This is a genomic window from Streptomyces sp. NBC_00513, from assembly GCF_041431415.1.
GTDB lineage: Bacteria > Actinomycetota > Actinomycetes > Streptomycetales > Streptomycetaceae > Streptomyces.
This window is the reverse complement of record NZ_CP107845.1, coordinates 6,273,089-6,293,793: the sequence shown is the minus strand read 5'-3', so window position 1 is coordinate 6,293,793 and position 20,705 is coordinate 6,273,089. Positions and strand designations below refer to the sequence as shown.

The following is a 20,705-nucleotide window of genomic DNA, read 5'->3' as shown; positions in this document are numbered from 1 at the left end:
TTCCCCTACTCCCGGTCCGCGCCGGACACGGGTGAGGGGCGCGACCCGTACGGGTCGCGCCCCTCACCCGGTGAAGCGGTGGGCCTCAGGCCTCCGGAGAGCCGCCGAAGCGCTCCCGGTACGAATCCAGGTCCTCTTCGGTGATCTTCGCGAAGAGCACCGGCGGCACGGTGAACGGCGTGCCGGCCGGAACCGCGTCCAGCGACCTGGCCTGCTCCGGGGTCACCCACGTCGCCGTGTCCTCGGCGAGCGTGAACGCGGAGCGCATGGCGCGCGCCGAGGACGGGATGAACGGCTCGGAGACCACCGAGTAGAGGTGGATGAGGTTCATCGCGGTCCGCAGGGTGAGCGCCGCACCCTCGGGGTCGGTCTTGATCTCCAGCCAGGGGGCCTTCTCCTCCAGGTAGGAGTTTCCGGCCGACCACAGGGCACGCAGCGCCGCCGCCGCCTTGCGGTACTGGAGGGTCTCCATGTGGCCCTCGTACTCGGCGAGCAGCTCGGCGATCTGCCCGCCCAGCTTCGCCTCGGCCTCGCCGGCCGCGTTGCCCGCGGGGACGTCGTCGCCGAAGCGCTTGCGCGAGAAGGACAACACGCGGTTGACGAAGTTGCCGAGGGTGTCGGCGAGGTCCTTGTTGACCGTGGCGGTGAAGTGCTCCCACGTGAAGGACGAGTCGTCCGACTCGGGGGCGTTGGCGATGAGGAAGTAGCGCCAGTAGTCGGCCGGGAGGATCTCCAGCGCGTGGTCGGTGAAGACGCCGCGCTTCTGCGAGGTGGAGAACTTGCCGCCGTAGTACGTCAGCCAGTTGAAGGCCTTGACGTAGTCGACCTTCTTCCACGGCTCGCGGGTGCCGAGTTCGGTGGCCGGGAACATCACCGTGTGGAACGGGACGTTGTCCTTGGCCATGAACTGGGTGTACCGGACGTCCTCGGCCTCGTACCACCACGCCTTGTAGTCGCGGTTCGCCGGGTCGGCGTCCGCCCACTCCTTGGTGGAGGCGATGTACTCGATCGGCGCGTCGAACCAGACGTAGAAGACCTTGCCCTCGGCGGCCAGCTCGGGCCAGGTGTCGGCGGGGACGGGAACGCCCCAGTCGAGGTCACGGGTGATGGCGCGGTCGTGCAGGCCCTCGGTCAGCCACTTGCGGGCGATCGAGGAGGCCAGCTGCGGCCACTCCTCCTCGTGCTCCGCCACCCAGGCCTCGACCTCGACCTGGAGCTTGGACTGGAGGAGGAAGAGGTGCTTGGTCTCGCGGACCTCCAGCTCGGTGGAGCCGGAGATCGCGGAGCGGGGCTCGATCAGGTCCGTGGGGTCCAGGACGCGGGTGCAGTTCTCGCACTGGTCGCCGCGGGCCTTGTCGTAGCCGCAGTGGGGGCAGGTGCCCTCGACGTAGCGGTCCGGCAGGAAGCGGCCGTCGACCGGCGAGTACACCTGCCGGATCGCCCGCTCCTCGATGAAGCCGTTCTCCTGGAGCCGCCGCGCGAAGTGCTGGGTGATCTCGGCGTTCTGCCGCGAGGAGCTGCGGCCGAAGTAGTCGAAGGACAGCTCGAAGCCGTCGTAGACCGCCTTCTGGGCGTCGTGCGCCTGCGCACAGAACTCGGAGACCGAGAGACCGGCCGCCTTGGCGGCGAGTTCGGCGGGGGTGCCGTGCTCGTCGGTGGCGCAGATGTAGAGGACGTCGTGGCCGCGCTGGCGGAGGTACCGGGAGTACACATCCGCCGGAAGCATCGACCCGACCATGTTGCCCAGGTGCTTGATCCCGTTGATGTAGGGAAGCGCGCTGGTGATCAGGTGTCGAGCCATCCTCGGATGCTCCATTCGTTTCATTTGTACGGATTTACGCGTGACGACCCGCGGTGACGGATCGTGATGCTGTTCATCGTATCGAACCGCCCAGAGGCGCCGTCCCGCATTCTTCACGGGTGGACCGAACACAAAAGCGAGGACAGTGACCTCTGCGTCACGGCCCTCGCGATGGGGCCATGCTACAGCCGGGGGGCCGGGGCCCCGACCGGTGGCCGCGGGGTGGACGGCCGCGCCGAACGGGTCCCGCCCCCGGTCCGGCCCGGGCCCGCGGTCCCGGCGTTCAGTCCCGGCCGCCGGCCGCGCCGTCGAGCGCGGTGATCCCGGCGCCGCTCGCCAGCCTTCCGGTCAGCGTGACCGCGGCGCCCCGGGCGCCGGCCGGGGCGGCGAGACTGCGTCCCTTGCTCTCCGCGCGGACCGCGCCGGTCGCGGTGATCGCCGTGACCTCCCGGCTGCCGGCGGCGAGCTGGTACCAGCGGCCGGCCGGGGAGCGCCAGCGGGTGCCCGCGAGCAGGTGCTGTCCGAAGCGCCCGCAGGCGGCGGTGGCCCGCGCCCGCGCCACGTCCTGCGGCGGCCCCGAGGGCGGGCGCAGTTGTACGAGCACGTCCCCGGGGCCGGCCCAGCCGGAGGCCCGGGTGCAGGACCAGACGGCCCGACCGCCTCCGTCGGGGAGTTCCGAGTCGGCGAAGTCCCAGATGTTGACGGCGCGCACCCCGGCGCCGGGGAGTTCCCGCAACCGGCAGGCGACCGGCGCCCAGGCGGCCCGGGCGGCCGTTCCGGTGGCCTCGCGCGGTTGCCGGGCGGGCACGGCGCCGGGTCCGGTGGGCAGCGGTGTGTAGGTGAGGTGCACGGGGGTGAGCGCGCCCAGGTCGGCGAGGACGAAGGCGTGCTTCTCCACGATGCGGGCGGAGGAGGTCAGTTCCAGTGCGGGCCAGGTGTCGCAGGCGCCCGCGGCGCGGGGCACCGCGGTGGGCGCGGTGACCCCGTCGGCGGCGACGTCCAGGGGTTTCGCCGGGTCCCCGGCCCGTGTCAGGTCGCGGGTGCCGGCCTTGGCGATCCACGGTGCGAGCAGGTACCGGGCGGCCGTGCCGGTGCGGCCGAGGCTGAGCGCGGCGGCCGTGGTGACCCCGGACTCGTCGGTACGGGCGAACGCGAGCTCTCGGGCTCGCGGCCCTTCGGCGGCCTCGGCGTAGCGGACGACCCGGTCCGCGTCGAGCAGGAGCACCACGGCCCGGCCGTCGCTGTCCCCCGCGTACAGCAACTGGGGCGGGCGGGCCGGCGGGTCCGTGGGCGTCCCCGGCGCGGCCGTCACCGGCACCTCGCGCGGTCGGGCCGCCCACGTGCCCAGGGCCCGGGCGAGCAGGGCCCGGTCGGCGGCGCGACCGCCCCGGGCGGGCCAGGCGGTGAAGTCGACCCGGGCGGTGTCGGCCCAGGCGTCGGCCGGCACCCTGACCAGCCGGGCGGGGTCCAGTGCCCCGGCGGCCACCGGACCGGCGAGCGGCCGGACGTCGGGCGACCGCGACGCGGTGTGGGCGGCCAGGACCCCGCCGACGACGGCGAGCGCGGCCGTCGCGGCCCATACGGCCCGGACCCGGCGGCGGCGGCGCAGCAGGTCGGTGGGGCGGGCGCTGACCACGCTGGCGTCGAACTCCGGGTTCCGCAGGGCCTCCGGGAGCGCCTCCCCCGCGCGGGACCCGCCGTCCGGGTCGGCGGTGTCCCGCGCGGGGACCGCCATCGCCTCCCGGACGGCGTCCGCCGGGTCGGCGGCGCCGGCCGCGCGGAGCAGTCGTACGACGCTCTCCTCGGGCAGGCCGTCCAGCCGGTGCAGCACGAAGGCGGCCCGCACCGGGGCGGACGCGCCGGCCAGTAGTCGGGCGGCCTCGTCGATCCCGCCGGCCGGGGGCCACAGCCGCAGCCCCCACACGAAGGGCGGGGCGGGTGGCCAGGAGAGCCGGGCCAGGGCGGCGCGGGTCCGGCCGGCCCGGGCGAGGGAGGCGCGGAGCACGCGTACCCGCACGTCCTCCAGCGGGGCGCCGGGGTCGTCGGGACCGCCCGGACCGTCGGCCCCGGTGCCTCCTCCCCCGGTGTGCGGGAGCGCGCGCTGCACGGCCTTGTGTGCCAGCAGTACGCGGGTGTGCCGCCCCGATGTCCCGGGGAGCGTCACGTAGGCGAGCCGTACCAGTCGGGGGTACTGCTCGACGATGACCGCCTCGGCCTGCTCGACTGCGGTGGTACCGAATCGCTGTGATGTGCCCACGCTCCGACAAACGAGTGAATCTTGGGATGGTCACACGTGGTGCGCGGTGGGCGCGGTGCCGGAGGGGCCGGCACGCGAACGGCATATGCGTATGCGCCGGTTGAGGGGCGGCTCGATCGAAGTTGGTCGCAAGTCGATCACCACTGTGCCGATTGCTTCCAGCTTTCTTCTATACGCCCTCCGAGTGCGCCCGCGCTGACACGCTGGCGGTGCGAGCGCCCAGGGGATGAGGGCTCAGGGGATGGGGTGGAGCGGTGAACGATGGCGGACCGGAGGAGCCCGGCGGTGCCGTGGGGCTGCCGAGCCGGCGACGGCAGCCGACTCCGATGACCCAGTGGGATCCGCCCGCGCGCCTGTCGTACTGGGCCTTCCACACCAACCGGCGGCCCGCCTACATGCGGTTCGCCTACCTCCAGCTGGGCTCCGACGCCGCCGCCGAGGACGCGGTGGACGCCACCTTCGACACGCTCATGAACGACTGGCTCCGCATGCTGCACATGGACCGCCTGGACGCCTACGCCTGGACCGTCCTCAAACAACGGATCGTCGATCGACAGCACCGGCGCGTCCCGTGCCCCCGGCCGATGGACATCAGCGCCTTCGAGGCGGCGCTCAAGGAAGCCCACTGCGATCACTACGAGGTGCTGACCGACACCATCCGCTTCTACTCGGCCGTCTCGCGGCTCGCCGAACGGCAGCGGGACACCGTGATGCTGCGGTACGGCCTCCAGTGCACCCCCGGGGAGGCCGCCTCGGTGATGGGTGTCGACGAGGCCACGGTCCGCTCGCAGCTCGGCCAGGCGCACCGTCGACTCGCCCGGCTGCTCGACGCGTCCGTCGAGTCATGAGGCCGCGCGAGAGCCGGGACCGCGACGGAACCCCTCGCTCCCTGGCCGAGTTCCTGGCCCGGGCGGGCGTCCGCGACCGCTACCCGCACTACGACCTCGGCGCGGCCGAGGCCCGGTTGCTGCGCTTCCCCCGGACGCCCGCCGGCCGCGCACGGCGCGGTTCCCCCCTGGGCTGGAGCGACCCGGCCCGGGACGTGCCGCTCGACGCCGAGCGGGCCCGGCGCGACCTGAAGTCGGCCTGCCTGGGCGCCGTGTGCGATCCGAACGCGGAGGCCCGGCTCGCCTCCTTCGCCCGCGGCGGGCACACCGACCTGGCCGGCGCGGTGGTCTTCGGCTGCCTCCTGCACCTGTCCGGTCTCCGCGAAGGGGCCAGGTTCTGGTGGCAGTTCGCGGCCGGCTCCGGGCGGGCCCGGACCGCGGCGGCCGCCTACTGCCTTTTCCTCGACCACTCCCGGCGCGGCGAGCACCACGACGCCCGCGTCTGGGCCCGGGAGCTGGGCCGCCGCGGGTACCGGCCCGCCGGCCACCGGGAGCTGCGCGAGGTCCGGCTGTGCGCGCAGGCGGCCGTCCTGCGCTACGTGGACCAGCTCGACGATCCCGACCTGGGACCGGTGCCGCTGCCCAAGCCGGGGCTGACGACCGTGCTGGCGGCGTTCCGCCCCGCGCCTGCGCCGCCCGCCCCCGCCGCACCGGGCGTCGGCCCGCCGCGCCGGCCGCCCCTCACCGGGGCCTCCCGTGCCGGCGGATCGCTCGGCGCGGCGGGCGAGGCCCTCGCGCAGGCCCGCCGCGCGCTGGCCGTCGTACGCGTACTGGAACGTCGCCCGCTGGGCGTGCGGACCTGCCAACTGGGGCGTGAATCGGGCCTGGCCGAAGCGGAGCTCGCGCCACTGCTGTCGATGCTGTGCGAGGAGGGGTACGCCTGCCGGCCCGGCGCGGGGGTCTACGGCCGCGGACCGGCCCTGGACCGGCTCGCCGCCCCGGGCCTCGCGGGCCTCGCGGAGCAGCTCCGGCGTGCCCTGGCACGGGACGGCTCGGGGGCCGCCGTCCACCTCGGCCGGCACCCGGACGAGGAGGCCCGGATCCCGCGGCCGGCGGACGGGCCCGGCATGCCGACGGGGTGGCGGTGGCCGGACTTCCGCGCCGGCGCGCACACGGCCGGCGTCGGGGAGTGCCCGTTCACCCGGTTCGACCACGAACTCGGCACGGACCACGTGGCGCGGCTCCGCCCGGCCCGGCCGACGCCGTCGGCCGTCATCACCGACGGCCGCGTCCTGTTCCACGCCATCGACCCGATGGCGCCGGGCGTCCCGGTCCTCGATCTGCGTGCCTGCTCCCCCGGGGCCGGCTGCCCGGTCGCGCCGATCGACAGCGGCGCCGCCGCCGGCTGCCTCGCGCTGTCGCTGCCCGCGCCGCACGCGCAACGGCTGCGGCGCGCCGGCGACCTCCTGCGCCGCACGGCGGTCCCGGTGCTCCTGGCCCTCCTCCTGTCGGGCGCGATCCCGGCGGACGCGCCCGCCGTGCGGGTTGACGTCACGGAGGCGGCGAACGCTCCGAGCCCCCCGGTCCCGCCGGTCTCGCCCGCCGGGATCACCCCGGAGACCCTGCGGCACCTGCGCAAGCTGTTCCGTACCCCGGTCGGCGGTGGCGCCGGCGCGGACGGCCCCCACCTGGTCAGCGACCCGGTCGCGGCGGCCGCGTACCTCTTCGACGCCGTACCGGAGGACGCCGAACGGCCGCGGCTGGCGCTCCCCCACACCTTCGCGCCGCTCACTCCCGGCAGCCTCACCGCGCCGGGAGGGCTGGTGGTGCTGGGGACGGACGAGACGTGACGGGCCTCAGGCCGGTGGGACGAAGGAGTCCAGTGCCGCGTCGAAGTGGCTCCGCGCCTCGCCGAGCCGTCCCACGGGGGCGGAGACCCAGACGTCGTACATGCTGCCGTTCTCGTCCCAGCAGAGGTCGAAGGTGTGCCGGGCGCCCTCCGCCGCGGTGAAGCCGTTCCAGGTGAACTCCCACAGCGCGGCGGGCAGTCCGTTGTGGGTGGTCCGCACGATCGTGTTGTCGCGGTAGCCGGGATTGGTGTCGGGGCCGCCCGCGTCGGAGGTCTTCATCGCCGCGGGCGGTCCGCCGGCGACCGGCGGCGTCGACTTGATGCCGATACGGAAGGCCCCGTCCGGGGAGACGTAGAAGACCCGCTGGTCATCGGTGGTGCGCTGGTACCCCTGGGGCACGGCGAGGCTGAACCCCTCCCGGTCGACGACGGTGCGGTAGCCGGCGGGCGCGGGTTTCATGGGCACGGAACGCTCGGGCCGCGGGGTCCGCGCTTCCACGGGCGCGGGGGTCGCCGTGGGCGGGGGGACGGCGTTCGCGGGGCTCGGGGAGGCCGGGATCCCGGCCGCGGATCCGGGCGCGCCGGCCGGGGCCGTGGCGGCGGGGGCGGCCGTGTCGGTCCGCCCCCGCGACCCGTCGTCGAGCAGCGAGGTCACGATCACGGTGGCGACGACCGCCAGGACGACCAGGGCCACGACCAGCCCGATCCGCAGGGCCGGGCGGGCGGGGGCGGCGGCGGGGCCGGCCGGTCGAACCACGTGCTCGGTCGGGGAATAGCCGGGCGGGGTGCCGGTGCCGGGCGCCGCCTTCCGACCGGAGGTCCCGGCGGGCGGGGTCGCGGCGGGCGGGGTCGCGGCGGCGGCCCGGTCGAGCAGGGGCACCTTGCCGGTGGCCACGTACGCCGACAGCAAGCGCTTCGTCTCGGCGGCGTCCAACCGTCGCTCCGGATCCCGGTCCAGCAGGCCGTGGATGACCGGCAGCAGCGGCCCCGCCTTCGCCGGCGGGCGGATCTCGTCGTGGACGACGGCGTGCAGCACCCCGCCGAGGGAGTCCCGGTGGAAGGGCGATTCCCCGGTCAGGGCCGCGCACAGCAGGGCGCCCAGTGACCACAGGTCGGATTCGGGTCCCGCCGCAGCGCCCTGCATGCGTTCGGGGGAGGTGTACTCGGGTGAGCCGACGAAGGCGCCGGTCTCGCTGATGGTCGTGGAGCCGGCGAGGTGGGCGATGCCGAAGTCGGTCAGGACCACCCGGTCGGTGTCGGCCTCCATCAGGACGTTGGCGGGCTTGACGTCCCGGTGGAGCACCCCGCGGGCGTGGGCCGCGGTCAGGGCGCCGAGCAGGGCGAGTCCGGTGCGGGCGGTCTCGGCGGGGTCCAGCGGGCCCGCGGCGGCGAGCCGGTCCGCGAGGGACCCGCCGTCGACGAGTTCCATCACGATGTACGGCCGCCCGTCGTCCTCCACCACGTCGTGGACGACGACCACGTGCGGATGCCGGACCTGTGCCACGGTGCGTGCCTCGCGCAGGGCTCCCGCGGCTTCCGTTCCGTCCCCGACGTGGAGTTCCTTGACGGCGACCGACCGTCCGAGCAGCTCGTCGGTCGCGCGCCAGACGGTCCCCATCCCGCCCCTGCCCAACCGCTCCTCCAGCCGGTAACGCCCGGCGACCACAGTCCTGTTGCGCGGATCGTGCTGCGACACGTCTCTCCCCCTCGCCCCGTTCAGGGCCATGATGCCGCACAACGCAAAAAGCCCCACCGAAGTGGGGCTTTCGTGCTGGTGTCCGAGGGGGGACTTGAACCCCCACGCCCGATAAAGGGCACTAGCACCTCAAGCTAGCGCGTCTGCCATTCCGCCACCCGGACCAGGTGGTCGGCCCCGGTTTCCCGCGGCGACATGGACAACAATAGCAGGGGATCGACGTGGTTCCGACCAGGTATTCGGCTCCCGTGGAATCCGACGCGCCGCGCTGACCTGCGGGCATACCCCGCGGGGCCTGACGAGACGGATCGTCTCTCCGCTCGGCCCGGGGATGGGCGGGCTCGCGTTCCCGTGAGCGGGTCGGGCCGGCTACGGGCAGTGGATGACCTGACCCGCGTACGAGAGGTTGCCGCCGAAGCCGAAGAGCAGGACCGGGGCGCCGGAGGGGATCTCGCCGCGCTGGACCAGCTTGGACAGGGCCATCGGAATGCTCGCGGCCGAGGTGTTGCCGGAGTCGACGACATCGCGGGCGACCACGGCGTTGACGGCTCCGATCTTCGCGGCGAGCGGTTCGATGATCCGCAGGTTCGCCTGGTGCAGGACGACGCCGGCGAGGTCCTCGGGGGTGATCCCGCTGTTCTCGCACACCTTGCGGGCGAGCGCGGGCAGCCGACTGGTGGTCCACCGGTAGACGGCCTGGCCCTCCTGCGCGAAGACCGGGGGCGAGCCCTCGATCCGCACGGCGTGGCCCATCTCGGGCACCGAGCCCCACAGCACCGGGCCGATGCCGGGCTGCTCGCTCGCCTCGACCACGGCGGCTCCGGCGCCGTCGCCGGTCAGCACGCAGGTGGTGCGGTCGCTCCAGTCGGTGATCTCGGTCATCTTGTCGGCGCCGATGACCAGGGCGCGGGTGGCGGCGCCGGCGCGGATCGCGTGGTCGGCGGCGGCCAGGGTGTGGGTGAAGCCGGAGCAGACGACGTTGATGTCCATGACGGCGGGGCCGCCGCCCATGCCCAGCTTGGCCGCGACGCGGGCGGCCATGTTGGGGGAACGGTCGATCGCGGTGGACGTGGCCACGAGGACGAGGTCGATGTCGTCGGGGGTGAGTCCGGCGTTCGCGAGGGCCTTGCCCGCGGCCTGGAAGGCCAGCTCGTCGACCGGCTCCTCGGGCCCCGCCATGTGACGCGTCTTGATGCCGACCCGGGATCGGATCCACTCGTCGTTGGTGTCGACCATGGCCGCGAGGTCCTCGTTGGTGATCACTTTCGCGGGCTGGTAGTGCCCTAGCGCCACCACGCGTGAACCGGTCATGGGCGGAAATCCCCTCGTCGACAGTCAGGATCACCCAGCTTTGCCTGCTACCGGTGGGTACGTGTGCGCGTGACCCGACAGGATTAAGGCACCTGAATTTGGAGAATTCCGAGGATCCTCCTGCCGGGGGCGTCCGCGACGGCGGATCCGCGAGAATGGGCCCGTCAGCTGCACGACGAAGAACGAACGGTGGACTGATCACATGGGACGGGTCACCGAACGCCGTCGCGTCGTCCGGATCCGCGGCGGCGTGGCGGGGGCCCGCCCGGACACGCTGGTGGCCGAGGAGCCGCTGGAGATCCGGTTGAACGGCAAACCGCTGGCCATCACGATGCGCACGCCGGGCGACGACTTCGCGCTGGCGGTGGGCTTCCTGGTGAGCGAGGGCGTGCTGGCGCACGCCTCGGACGTCCAGGCCGTCACCTACTGCGAGGGGGCGACCGCGGACGGTTCGAACACGTACAACGTGGTGAACGTGCAGCTCGCGGCCGGGGTGCCGGTGCCGGACATCACGCTGGAGCGCAACGTCTACACGACGTCCTCCTGCGGTCTGTGCGGGAAGGCGAGCCTGGACGCGGTGCGTACGGCGAGTCGGTTCCCGGGGATCGGCGCCGACCCGGTCCGGGTGAGCGCGGAACTGCTGTCCCTACTGCCGGACCGGCTGCGCGCGGCCCAGAAGGTCTTCGACCGTACGGGAGGACTCCACGCGGCGGGCCTGTTCTCCGCGGAGGGAGAGCTGATCGACCTCCGGGAGGACGTGGGGCGGCACAACGCCGTCGACAAGATCGTCGGTCGGGCGTTGCAGGCCGGTCGGTTGCCGCTGTCCGGCTCGGTGCTGCTGGTGTCGGGGCGGGCCTCGTTCGAGCTGGCGCAGAAGGCGGTGATGGCGGGGATACCGGTGCTTGCGGCGGTCTCGGCGCCGTCCTCGCTGGCGGTGGACCTCGCGGTGGAGACGGGGCTGACGCTGGTGGGCTTCCTGCGCGGGCCGGACATGAACATCTACGCGGGCGAGCAGCGCGTGAGCCTGTAGCGGCGCGTCACCCGGCGCCGGCCACCCGTCCCCCGCCGTCGACGCCCCGTCCCGTCGACGCCCTCACCCGTTGGGCCCCTCGCCCGTCAACGTCCTCGGCGGCCGCGTCGGGTCGGGGTCTGCTTCGGCTCCGGGGGATCGATGCGGTGCAGGTCGAGCGTCGCCGGGAGCGGGGTGGCTCCGGGGCCGCCGGCCTCGGCCCACGCGATGATCTCGTCGGTCGCGGTGTCGTCCAGGGCCCAGCCGAACCAGGCCGCGCGGGCGCCCTTGCGGCGGGCCTCGCTCGTGGGTTGGACCACGATGACGTTGGCCTGGGCGCAGGGGCCGAGGCAGTCGCTTGTACGGACGGCGAGGCGGCCGCCCGAGGCGGCGGCGGCCTCGCGCAGCCGGGCGAGTTGGCCCGCGTGGTCGGAGCCGGGGTTCTTGCGGGGGTCCCCGCAGCAGCAGCCCCGGCAGACCACCAGGGTGCAGGGTCGTTCGGCGTGGGCGGCGAGCGGGCGTATCCAGGTCACCGCCGCACGCTACCGGGCCCGCGGCGCGGGGTGTCGGGCCGGCCGGGAGACCTCCGCCACACGTTCGGCGGGGAGTTCGGGGTCGGCGTCACGGGCGCGCCGGCGCGCGAGTACCGCGCAGACCATCAGCTGCATCTGGTGGAACAGCATGAGCGGGAGCACGGCGAGGCTCGCGTGGGCGCCGAACAGCACGCCGGCCATGGGGAGTCCGGCGGCGAGGCTCTTCTTCGACCCGGCGAACTGGATGGCGATCCGGTCCTCCCGGCCGAATCCGAGGCGCTTCGCCCCGTACCAGGTGACCAGGAGCATCACCGCGAGGAGCACGGCCTCCACCGCCATCAGGGCGCCCAGTCGCAGGGCGCTGACCTGGTGCCAGATGCCGGCCACCATGCCCGCGCCGAACGCGGTGTAGACGACGAGCAGGATCGAGCCCCGGTCCACGCGACCCAGCACCTTCTTGTGGCGCAGGAGGAAACCGCCGAGCCGGGGCCGCATCAGTTGCCCGAGCACGAAGGGCAGCAGGAGCTGGAGGGCGATCTTCCGCAGGGAGTCGAGGGAGAAGCCGCCCGCGCTGTTGCCCAACAGCGCGGCGGCGAGCAGGGGGGTGAGGAAGATGCCGGCGAGGCTGGAGAAGGACCCGGCGCAGATCGCGGCGGGCACGTTGCCGCGGGCGAGCGAGGTGAAGGTGATGGAGGACTGGATGGTGGAGGGAACCAGGCAGAGGAAGAGCAGACCGCTGTGGAGCGGGGGCGTCAGGACGCTCGGGACGAGGGCGCCGGCGGCCAGGCCGAGCAGCGGGAAGAGCACGAAGGTGCAGACGAGCACGGTCAGGTGGAGCCGCCAGTGGCGCAGCCCGTCGAAGGCCTCGCGGGTGGAGAGTCGGGCTCCGTAGAGGAAGAAGAGCAGGGCCACGGCCGCGGTGGTGGCGCCCTGCGCGACGCCGGCGGCCTGCCCGCGGGCGGGCAGCAGGGCGGCGAGGCCGACGGTGCCCAGCAGGGCCAGGACGTACGGGTCCAGGGGCAGCCAGGAGGGTGGGTGGGGGCGTCGCATGGGCGCGGTGCTCATTCGTTCTCGGGGCCTGACCGCCTCGGGGCTCGGCGGGTCGCGGCGGGACGTCGGGAGGGGGCTCGGCGCGGGACGCCTGGCCTCCTTCATCGTCGGGCACCGGGCAGTGATCGGGAAACCCGCATACCGAACTGACTGTCATCACGAACAGCGATAGCGTGGGGCCATGAACGGCATGTACGACCCGGTTCAGTTGCGCACGTTCCTCACGGTGGCCCAGACGCTCAGCTTCACGCAGGCGGCGGGACGGCTCGGCGTACGGCAGTCGACGGTCAGCCAGCACGTCCGGAGGCTGGAGGACGCCACCGGCAGGCCGCTGTTCGTCCGGGACACGCACAGTGTGGAGCTGACGGAGGACGGTGAGGCCCTCTTGGGTTTCGCCCGCACGATCCTGGAGGCGCACGAGCGGGCGGCGGCCTTCTTCTCCGGGACCCGGCTGCGGGGGCGGCTGCGGTTCGGGGCGTCGGAGGACTTCGTGCTGACCCGGCTGCCGGAGGTGCTGGAGGGGTTCCGGCACGAGCACCCCGAGGTGGACCTGGAGCTCTCGGTCGAGCTGTCGGGCACCTTGCACGAGCGGCTGGACGCGGGGCGACTGGACCTCGTGTTGGCCAAGCGGCGCGGTCGGGGGGACGAGCGGGGTCGGCTGGTGTGGCGGGACCGGATGGTGTGGATCGGCGCGGAGGGGCTGCGGCTGGACCCCGAGCGTCCTGTTCCGCTGATCGTCTTCCCGCCGCCGGGAATCACCCGCGCACGGGCCCTGGAGGTCCTGGAGCGGGACGGGCGGGCCTGGCGGATCGCGTGTACGAGCGGCAGCCTGAGCGGCCTGATCGCGGCGGCCCGGGCGGGGCTCGGCGTGATGGCGCACACCCGCGGGCTGATCCCGCCGGGCCTGGTCCGGGTGGGCGGGCTGCCGGAACTGGGGCCGGTCGAGTTCGCGTTGCTCCAGGGACACCGGTCGACCCCGGCCGCGGAGGCTTTGGCGGGGGCGATCCTCTCGGGCGGCGACCGACTGAGCCGGCCGGCCTGACCCCTGCGGACACGGGCCGGGGGCCCTGCGGACACGGGCCGTGGGACCCTCGGGACACGGGCCGGGGGCCCTGCGAACGCGGGCCGGGGCCGGGCGGTCGCGGTGCGGGGCTCGCGCAGATGTCGTGGAGATCCGGGCCCGTTCCTCCGTCGATCACCCATCGATCTCCCATCGATCTCCCGTCGATCTCCACGGGCCCCGCGCCCACGGCGCTGACCAGTGGTGATGGCTTCGCATCGGTTGTTCGGACCTCCTCCCGTCGGGCCCTCGCGTGGGGTACCGTCACCGGCGCCGTGCGGAGCGAAACTGCGCGGAGAGGAGCGGGCCCTTGCGCGAATTCACCGTCCCACCCGTGGTCACCGACGTGCCGGTCGGCGGTCTGGCCGACGTCGTCTTCCAACATGCCCGGCAGGATCCGGACCGGGTGGTGCTCGGCCGCAAGACGGACGGGGTCTGGCGGGACGTCACCTCCGGGGAACTCGCCGATGAGGTGCTGGCGCTCGCGAAGGGGTTGTTGGCCCAGGGCATCCGGTTCGGGGATCGGGTGGGCGTGATGTCCCGGACCCGGTACGAGTGGACGCTGTTCGACTTCGCGCTGTGGGCGATCGGCGCCCAGCCGGTGCCGGTCTACCCGAGTTCGTCGGCCGAGCAGGTGCACTGGATCCTGTACGACTCCTCGTGCACCGGCTGTGTCGTGGAGAACGAGGACCAGGCCATGACGGTGGGCTCCGTCATCGAACGCCTCCCCGACCTGCGCAGGCTCTGGCAGCTCGACGCGGGTGCGGTGGCGGAGCTGGTCGAGGGCGGGCGCGGTGTCGCGGAGGACGTGGTGCACCGCCACCGTCGCGCGGTGACGCCCGACGCGACCGCCACGGTCATCTACACCTCGGGGACCACGGGTCGCCCCAAGGGCTGTGTGTTGACGCACGCGAACTTCATGTTCGAGGCGGACACCATGGTCGACCGCTGGGAATCGGTCTTCCGCGCCGGCCCGGGCGAGCAGCCCTCGACGCTGCTGTTCCTGCCCCTCGCGCACGTCTTCGGTCGGATGGTGGAGGTCGCCGCCGTCCGGGCCCGGGTGAAGCTCGGTCACCAGCCGGTGTTGGCGGCGGCCGAACTGCTGCCGGACCTGGCCGCGTTCCGGCCGACCTTCGTGCTGGGGGTGCCGTACGTCTTCGAGAAGGTGTTCGCGGCGGCCCGCCGCAAGGCGGAGGCGGAGGGGCGCACGGGCCCCTTCGACCGGGCGGTGGAAACGGCGGTGCGCTACGCCGAGGCCCGCGAGCAGAAGGCCTTCGGCAGCGGGCCGGGGCCGTCGGCCGCGCTGCGCGTGGAACACCAGGTCTTCGAGAAGTTGGTGTACGGGAAGGTCCGCGAGGCGATGGGCGGGCGGGTGCGGCACGCGATGTCGGGCGGGTCGGCGATGTCGCGCCGGCTGGGGCTGTTCTTCGACGGCGCCGGGATCACCGTGTACGAGGGGTACGGGCTGACGGAGTCCTCCGCCGCCGCCACGGCGAATCCGCCGGGGGCGACGAAGTACGGAACGGTGGGCCCGCCCATCCCGGGCGGTTCGGTGCACATCGCGGACGACGGGGAGGTCTGGCTGCACGGGGGGCACGTCTTCTCCGGGTACCTCAACGATCCGCACGGCACGCAGGAGGTGCTGCGCGGCGGCTGGTTGGCGACCGGGGACCTGGGCCGGCTCGACGCGGACGGGTATCTGACCATCACCGGGCGCAAGAAGGAGATCCTGGTGACGTCGAACGGGAAGAGCGTCTCCCCGACGGCGCTGGAGGAGCGGGTGCGCTCGCATCCCCTGGTGTCGCAGTGTGTCCTGGTCGGCAACGACCGGCCCTACATCGCGGCTCTGGTGACCCTGGACATGGAGGGGGTCGCGCACTGGCTTTCGATGCGGGGGTTGCCCCAGCAGGCGGCGGCGCGGGTGATACACGACCCGGAGCTGTCGGCGGAGGTGCGCCGTGCGGTGGTGGCCGCCAACACCCTGGTGTCGCAGGCGGAGGCGATCCGTACGTTCCGGGTGCTGGCCGAGCAGTTCACCGAGGAACGGGGTTTGTTGACACCGTCGTTGAAGTTGAAGCGGCGGGCGATCGAGCAGGCCTACGCCACGGAGGTGGCGGCCCTGTACCAGGGCTGACGGGTCGGGGCGGATCCGGCAAGCACGATCTGACGATCCGTCATTTCACCTGGTCGGCGATATTGACGGTGCGTCAGGTCGCGCACAGAATGCGGGGATTCCGACCGGAGGGGATTCCACATGCTGCGACCCATCCACGCCCTCGCCGCCGCGGCGGCTGCCCTCGCGCTCCTCACCGCCTGCAACTCGGCTTCCAACAACGGCACTTCGCCGGGCGGGCCCGGGAACACACCGGGTGCCACGCGCGGGGTCACCGCCGACTCGATCAAGGTCGGTGGCATCGTGTCGATGACCAGCGCCAGTGGATACAGCAAGAAGGACACCGACCTCGGCGCGAAGGCCCGTTACCTGCGCGCCAACGCGGAGGGCGGTGTCAACGGCCGCACGATCGACTACATCGGCGCCGAGGACGACGGCCAGGACCCCGGCAAGAACACGGCCGCCGCCCGCAAGCTCGTCCAGCAGGAGAAGGTCTTCGCGGTCTCCCCGATGAGCTCCGTCACCTTCTCCGGCGCGGACTTCCTCCAGCGCGAGAAGGTGCCCACCTTCGGCTGGGGCACCCTGCCTTCCTTCTGCGGACCGGAGTACATCTACGGGTTCAACGGCTGCCTGGTCCCCACCCCCGGCGGCACCATCAACCAGACCTGGCCCGAGGGCATCGCCCGGATCCTCGGCGGGGCGGCCGGCAAGTCGGTCGCGATCATCGCCAATGACAGCGACGCCGGGAAGTTCGGCGTGGCCACCTTCCGACAGGGATTCGGCAGCGCCGGATTCACGGTGTCCTACGCGAAGGCGTCGGTGCCCGGCACCGCCGTGCCGAGCGACTGGTCGGCGTACGTGAAGGAGATGCTGACGAGCAACGGCGGCAAGGCCCCCGACGCCGTCGTCTCCGTCATGCAGACCCCCAACAACATCGGCCTGTTCACCGCGCTCAAGCGCGCCGGCTACCGGGGCGTGCTCACCGACCCGACCGACTACGACCCGGGGCTGCTCGCGAAGGACGCCACCCGGCAGGCGCTGGACGGGGTGTACGTACTCCTGCAGTTCGAGCCGTTCGAGTCGCGGTCCCCGGCGATGGCCCGGTTCAAGGCCGACATCAAGGCGGCGGCCGGCGGGCGAAATGTGCCGCTGAACATGCACATGATGACCGGGTACATGTCCGCGGACCTGTTCCTCTCCATCGCGGGCAAGGCCGGCAGGAACCTCACCCCGGAGACCTTCCAGAGCGCCGCGCGGACCTTCTCCGACACCGGCACGCTGGTCGGTGACCGAGCGGAGCCCAAGGGGCAGAAGGACAGCTTCGGCTGCGGGGCGCTCGTCCGGCTGGGGGACGGCGCGTACGAGGTCGCCGTCCCGTTCGCGTGCCACCAACCCATCCCCTTCAAGTAGGCCCGCGGCATGGGTGACCTGCTCGTCTTCGTCCTGAGCGGCCTGGTCTCCGGCGCCCTGTACGCGCTGCTGGCCACCGGGCTGGTGCTGTCGTACTCGGCGTCCGGGCTCTTCAACTTCGCGCACGGGGCCACCGCCTACCTGTGCGCGCTCACCTTCTACGAGCTGCACTCCGGACTGGGCCGGCCGGCCGTCCCCGCGGCGCTCCTGGTGGTGTTCGGCGTGGCGCCCGTGATCGGCTGGGGGCTGGACCGGCTGATGTTCCGGCGACTCGCCCGGGTCGGGGAGACCGCGCAGATCGTGGCGACCATCGGGCTGCTGGTGGCGCTGCCGGCGGCCGGACTGTGGGCGGTGGAGCTGCTCGGCGACGCGGGGGCGCCGGTGAAGCCCGCCGAGAACCAGTTCGGGCTTCCCGGGGTGGGGCCGAGCCCGGCACGGTCCTGGCAGCTCGCCGAGGGCGTCGGCATCGACTCCGATCAGCTGATCACCTGGGTGGTGACGGCCGTGGTGGCGGTGGCCCTGTGGGTGCTGATGCGACACACCCGCCTGGGGCTGACGCTGCGGGCCGCCGTCGACAACCGCTCGCTGACCGAACTGCGCGGCATCAGCGCCGACCGGCTGTCCTCGGTCGCGTGGATGATCGCCTCCGGGCTGGCGGGGCTCGCCGGGGTGCTGGCGACCCCGCTCCTGGGCCTGTCCGCGCACGACTTCACCCTGTTCCTGTTCGTGTCGGCGACGGCCGCCGTGATCGGACGGTTCGCGTCGGTCCCCCTGGCGTTCGCGGGCGGGCTGGGGCTGGGGGTGCTGCAGAACCTGGTCGCCGGCTACGCCTCGTTCGCCGAGCGGATCACCGGGTTCCGGACGGCCGTGCCGTTCCTCATCCTGTTCGGCGGGCTGCTGGTACTGACCCGGCGGGCGCGGACCGCCGGGACGATCGCCGCGGACGCGCCGCCGGTGGACCACCTGGCCGGGGCCTCGTGGGCGCGGCGGTGGGGGGTGTGGGCGGCGGCCGCGGGGCTGCTGTGCGTGGCCTTCTACACCGTGACGACCCCGTTCTGGAGCGGACTGCTCGCCCAGGGGTTGGCCATCGCCCTGGTGTTCATGTCGTTCACCGTGGTCACCGGGCTCGGCGCGATGGTGTCGTTGGCGCAGGCGACCTTCGTGACCGGGGCGGCGTTGGTGGCCGGGCTGTTGATGAGCCGGGGGTGGCCGTTCGTGGCGGCGCTGGCGGTGGGCACGTGCGTGGCCGCCGTCCTGGGCGCCCTGGTCGCACTGCCGGCGCTGCGGCTGGGGGGACGGTCCCTGGCCCTGGCGACACTGGCGCTGGCGTTCCTCGCCGACCAGGTGCTGTTCCAGTCGCGGTGGTTGCGCAACGGGGACTCCGGCTGGTCGATCCCTCGGCCGGTCGTCGGCCCGGTGGACCTGTCCGACGACCGGGCGATGGGGGTGACCCTGGTGGTGCTCGTCGCCGTCGTGGCCGCCGCGCTGGGCGCGCTGCGCGACTCCCCCTCGGGCCGGGCCATGCTGGCCGTGCGGTCGGCCCCGGCGGCGGCCATGGCGTCCGGGGTGTCCGTGCTGCGGACGAAGCTGCTGCTGTTCACGCTGTCGGCCGGGCTCGCGGGGTTCGGGGGCGTCATGTACGCCTCGTACAACACCCGGATCACGGCCACGGACTTCACGGCGATGACCGGGTTGGTGTGGCTGGCCGTGGTGGTGGCGGCGGGGGTGCGGCGGCCGCAGTACGCGGTGGTGGCGGGGCTGGTGTTCGCGGTCGCCCCCCAGCTGATGGCGCACTACGTGACGGCGTCGGCGCACCTGCCGGTGATCCTGTTCGGGTTGGCGGGTCTGGCCCTGGCCAACGACCCGGACGGCTACTGCGCCGCGGTACCGGTACGGCTGGCCAGGCGGCGCGCCGGGCGCGCTGCCGGGACGGGAACCTCCGCCGGGGTCGGGGCCGGGGCCGGTGTCGGGGTCGAGGCCGGGACCGGGACCGGGGTCGAGGCCGGGGTCGGGACGGGAGCCTCCGCCGGGGCCGGGGCCGGAGCCGGGACCGAGGCCGGCACCGGGGCCGAGGTCGGAGCCGCACCCCGGGCCGTTTCGGGGGCTCCGCCCCCGGGCTCCCGCGCCACGCTCGCCGGCGGGGCCGAACGGGTGGGGGGTGGCGTCGAGAGCGCGAGGGCGGCGGCGGCCGGGCCCCACGCCAGGCCCGCCGGCGGGGCCGACCCGGCCGGGCGCCCCGTCGCGCTGGAGTTGCGGGGGGTACGGGCCGGGTACGACGGTGGGACGGTGTTGCACGGCGTGGACCTCGTCGTGCGGCGGGGCGAGATCCTCGCCCTGCTCGGGCCCAACGGGGCCGGGAAGAGCACCGCGTGCCGGGTCGCGGCCGGGGTGCTGACCGCCGGTGACGGCCGGGTGCTCGTGGCCGGGCGGGACGTGACGCGGGAGGGGGCCGTGCGCCGTTCGCGGGGCGGGGTGCTGCTCGCTCCCGAGGGGCGGGGGATCTTCCCCTCGCTCGACGTCGAGGAGAACCTGGCGATCCACCTGCGGGACCCGGCCGAACGGGACGCCGTGCTCGGGCGGTTCCCCCGCCTGCGGGAGCGGCGCCGGGTGCCCGCCGGCGCGTTGTCGGGCGGGGAGCAGCAGTTGCTGGCGCTGGCTCCGCTGTTGCAGCGTCCGCCGCGGGTGTTGATCGCCGACGAGCCCTCCCTGGGACTCGCGCCGCGTGTGGTGGACGAGGTGTACGGGCTGCTCGTCGAGCTCCGGGCCGCCGGGACCGCGCTGCTGTTGGTGGAGGAGAAGGCGGCGGAGATCCTCGGGATCGCGGACACGGTCGCCTACCTGTCCCAGGGGCGGGTGTCCTGGTGCGGCCCGCGCGCCGAGGTGGAGGCCGACCGGCTGACCGAGGCCTACCTGGGGATGGTCCGATGACGGCGCCGTACGTGTTGGAGGCGGTCGGGGTCGGTGTGCGCTTCGGCGGGGTCCGGGCGCTGACCGGGGTGGACCTCGGGGTCCGGGCCGGGGAGGTGTGCGGTCTGATCGGCCCGAACGGGGCCGGCAAGACCACGCTGTTCGACGTGTTGTCCGGGATCCGCCGCCCCGATCGGGGCCGGATGCTGCTCGACGGGGTGGACGTGACCCGCCGCTCCCCGGTCTGGCGGGCCCGGCACGGGGTGCGCCGGACCTTCCAGCGGCAGCAGCTCTTCGGGCAGCTCAGCGTGGCCGACAACGTGCTCGTCGCCCAGGAGTGGCGCGGTGGTGGGGGCGGTCCGGTCGCGGACCTGATCGCCGCGCCGGCCCGCCGGCGCAGGGAGCGGGAGCGCCGCGAGCGGGCCGCGCGGGTGCTGGAGGGCTGCGGGATCGGTGAGCTCGGGGACGCGTACGCGGGCGGGCTGCCCGTGGGCCGGGCCCGCATGGTGGAGCTGGCCCGCGCGGTGGCCGACCGGCCGAGGGTGCTGTTGTTGGACGAGCCCGCGTCGGGGATGTCGGCGCCCGAGCGGGAGCGGCTCGCGGCGGTCGTCCGGCGGCTCGCCGAGGAGGAGGGGTGCGCGGTGCTGCTGGTCGAGCACAACGTGGCCTTCGTGATGGAGCTCTGCGCGCGGGTCGTCGTACTGGACCTCGGGACCGTGCTCGCCCAGGGGACGGCGGCCGAGGTGCGGGCGGACCCGCGGGTGCGGCGGGCCTATCTGGGAGCCTCCTGAATAACCACCCATTTGGCGGGAATGCGCGCCGCGAGTGGCCGGTTATGGCCCCTCGCAGGACCTGGCGGTACCGCCGGGTCCGCATCCGCAC

The 20,705-nt window shown here is 73.8% G+C and carries 14 protein-coding genes and 1 tRNA gene; 8 read left to right on the top strand and 7 right to left on the bottom strand.

All coding sequences use genetic code 11. The features are described from left to right. Positions 1-85 precede the first annotated feature (85 nt). Positions 86-1,801 (bottom strand): methionine--tRNA ligase, encoded by a 1,716-nt coding sequence (gene metG, locus OHA84_RS28745; protein ID WP_053679973.1) that lies wholly within the window; start codon positions 1,799-1,801, stop codon positions 86-88. A gap of 283 nt (positions 1,802-2,084) precedes the next feature. Beyond that, positions 2,085-4,058, bottom strand: a complete 1,974-nt coding sequence (locus OHA84_RS28740; RefSeq protein ID WP_266969108.1) for a hypothetical protein — start codon at positions 4,056-4,058, stop codon at positions 2,085-2,087. A gap of 326 nt (positions 4,059-4,384) precedes the next feature. On the opposite strand from OHA84_RS28740, the gene OHA84_RS28735 reads away from it, so the two are divergent. Continuing rightward, the gene (locus OHA84_RS28735) at positions 4,385-4,906 is read left to right on the top strand and encodes a sigma-70 family RNA polymerase sigma factor (protein WP_234350122.1); all 522 of its coding nucleotides are present in this window, start codon (positions 4,385-4,387) and stop codon (positions 4,904-4,906) included. Continuing rightward, positions 4,903-6,735 (top strand): hypothetical protein, encoded by a 1,833-nt coding sequence (locus tag OHA84_RS28730; protein WP_266969110.1) that lies wholly within the window; start codon positions 4,903-4,905, stop codon positions 6,733-6,735. Before OHA84_RS28735 ends, OHA84_RS28730 begins: the two co-directional genes overlap by 4 nt. 6 nt (positions 6,736-6,741) lie before the next feature. Here the strand turns inward: OHA84_RS28730 and OHA84_RS28725 are convergent, their stop codons facing one another. From OHA84_RS28725 to OHA84_RS28715, 3 genes are all read right to left on the bottom strand, one after another. Then, positions 6,742-8,460 (bottom strand): serine/threonine-protein kinase, encoded by a 1,719-nt coding sequence (locus tag OHA84_RS28725; protein ID WP_371591473.1) that lies wholly within the window; start codon positions 8,458-8,460, stop codon positions 6,742-6,744. 46 nt (positions 8,461-8,506) lie between these two features. Continuing rightward, positions 8,507-8,594 (bottom strand) — tRNA-Leu (locus tag OHA84_RS28720). 205 nt (positions 8,595-8,799) lie between these two features. Further along, a complete protein-coding gene (locus OHA84_RS28715; protein WP_266950531.1) occupies positions 8,800-9,741 on the bottom strand; it encodes a beta-ketoacyl-ACP synthase III in 942 nt (313 codons plus the stop codon). Positions 9,742-9,943: 202 nt separating this feature from the next. Between OHA84_RS28715 and fdhD the strand changes: the two genes are divergently transcribed. Beyond that, complete coding sequence (gene fdhD / locus OHA84_RS28710) at positions 9,944-10,771, top strand: formate dehydrogenase accessory sulfurtransferase FdhD (RefSeq protein WP_266950530.1); 828 nt, start codon at positions 9,944-9,946, stop codon at positions 10,769-10,771. An 86-nt stretch (positions 10,772-10,857) separates the two neighbouring features. Here the strand turns inward: fdhD and OHA84_RS28705 are convergent, their stop codons facing one another. Both OHA84_RS28705 and OHA84_RS28700 read right to left on the bottom strand, forming a co-directional pair. Next, a complete protein-coding gene (locus OHA84_RS28705) occupies positions 10,858-11,283 on the bottom strand; it encodes a (2Fe-2S) ferredoxin domain-containing protein (protein ID WP_199826555.1) in 426 nt (141 codons plus the stop codon). Between the two features lie 9 nt (positions 11,284-11,292). Next, positions 11,293-12,333 (bottom strand): bile acid:sodium symporter family protein, encoded by a 1,041-nt coding sequence (locus tag OHA84_RS28700; RefSeq protein WP_266950529.1) that lies wholly within the window; start codon positions 12,331-12,333, stop codon positions 11,293-11,295. A gap of 190 nt (positions 12,334-12,523) precedes the next feature. On the opposite strand from OHA84_RS28700, the gene OHA84_RS28695 reads away from it, so the two are divergent. From OHA84_RS28695 to OHA84_RS28675, 5 genes are all read left to right on the top strand, one after another. Beyond that, on the top strand, positions 12,524-13,375 hold the full coding sequence (locus OHA84_RS28695; protein ID WP_266950757.1) for a LysR family transcriptional regulator: 852 nt from the start codon (positions 12,524-12,526) through the stop codon (positions 13,373-13,375). A 328-nt stretch (positions 13,376-13,703) separates the two neighbouring features. Continuing rightward, the gene (locus OHA84_RS28690) at positions 13,704-15,527 is read left to right on the top strand and encodes a long-chain fatty acid--CoA ligase (protein WP_053679981.1); all 1,824 of its coding nucleotides are present in this window, start codon (positions 13,704-13,706) and stop codon (positions 15,525-15,527) included. A 120-nt stretch (positions 15,528-15,647) separates the two neighbouring features. After that, entirely contained in the window at positions 15,648-16,916 is a 1,269-nt protein-coding gene (locus OHA84_RS28685) for an ABC transporter substrate-binding protein (RefSeq protein WP_266969115.1), read from the top strand. A 9-nt stretch (positions 16,917-16,925) separates the two neighbouring features. Then, the gene (locus OHA84_RS28680; RefSeq protein WP_266969117.1) at positions 16,926-19,844 is read left to right on the top strand and encodes an ATP-binding cassette domain-containing protein; all 2,919 of its coding nucleotides are present in this window, start codon (positions 16,926-16,928) and stop codon (positions 19,842-19,844) included. Then, on the top strand, positions 19,841-20,614 hold the full coding sequence (locus tag OHA84_RS28675) for an ABC transporter ATP-binding protein (RefSeq protein ID WP_266950525.1): 774 nt from the start codon (positions 19,841-19,843) through the stop codon (positions 20,612-20,614). Before OHA84_RS28680 ends, OHA84_RS28675 begins: the two co-directional genes overlap by 4 nt. Positions 20,615-20,705 lie beyond the last annotated feature (91 nt).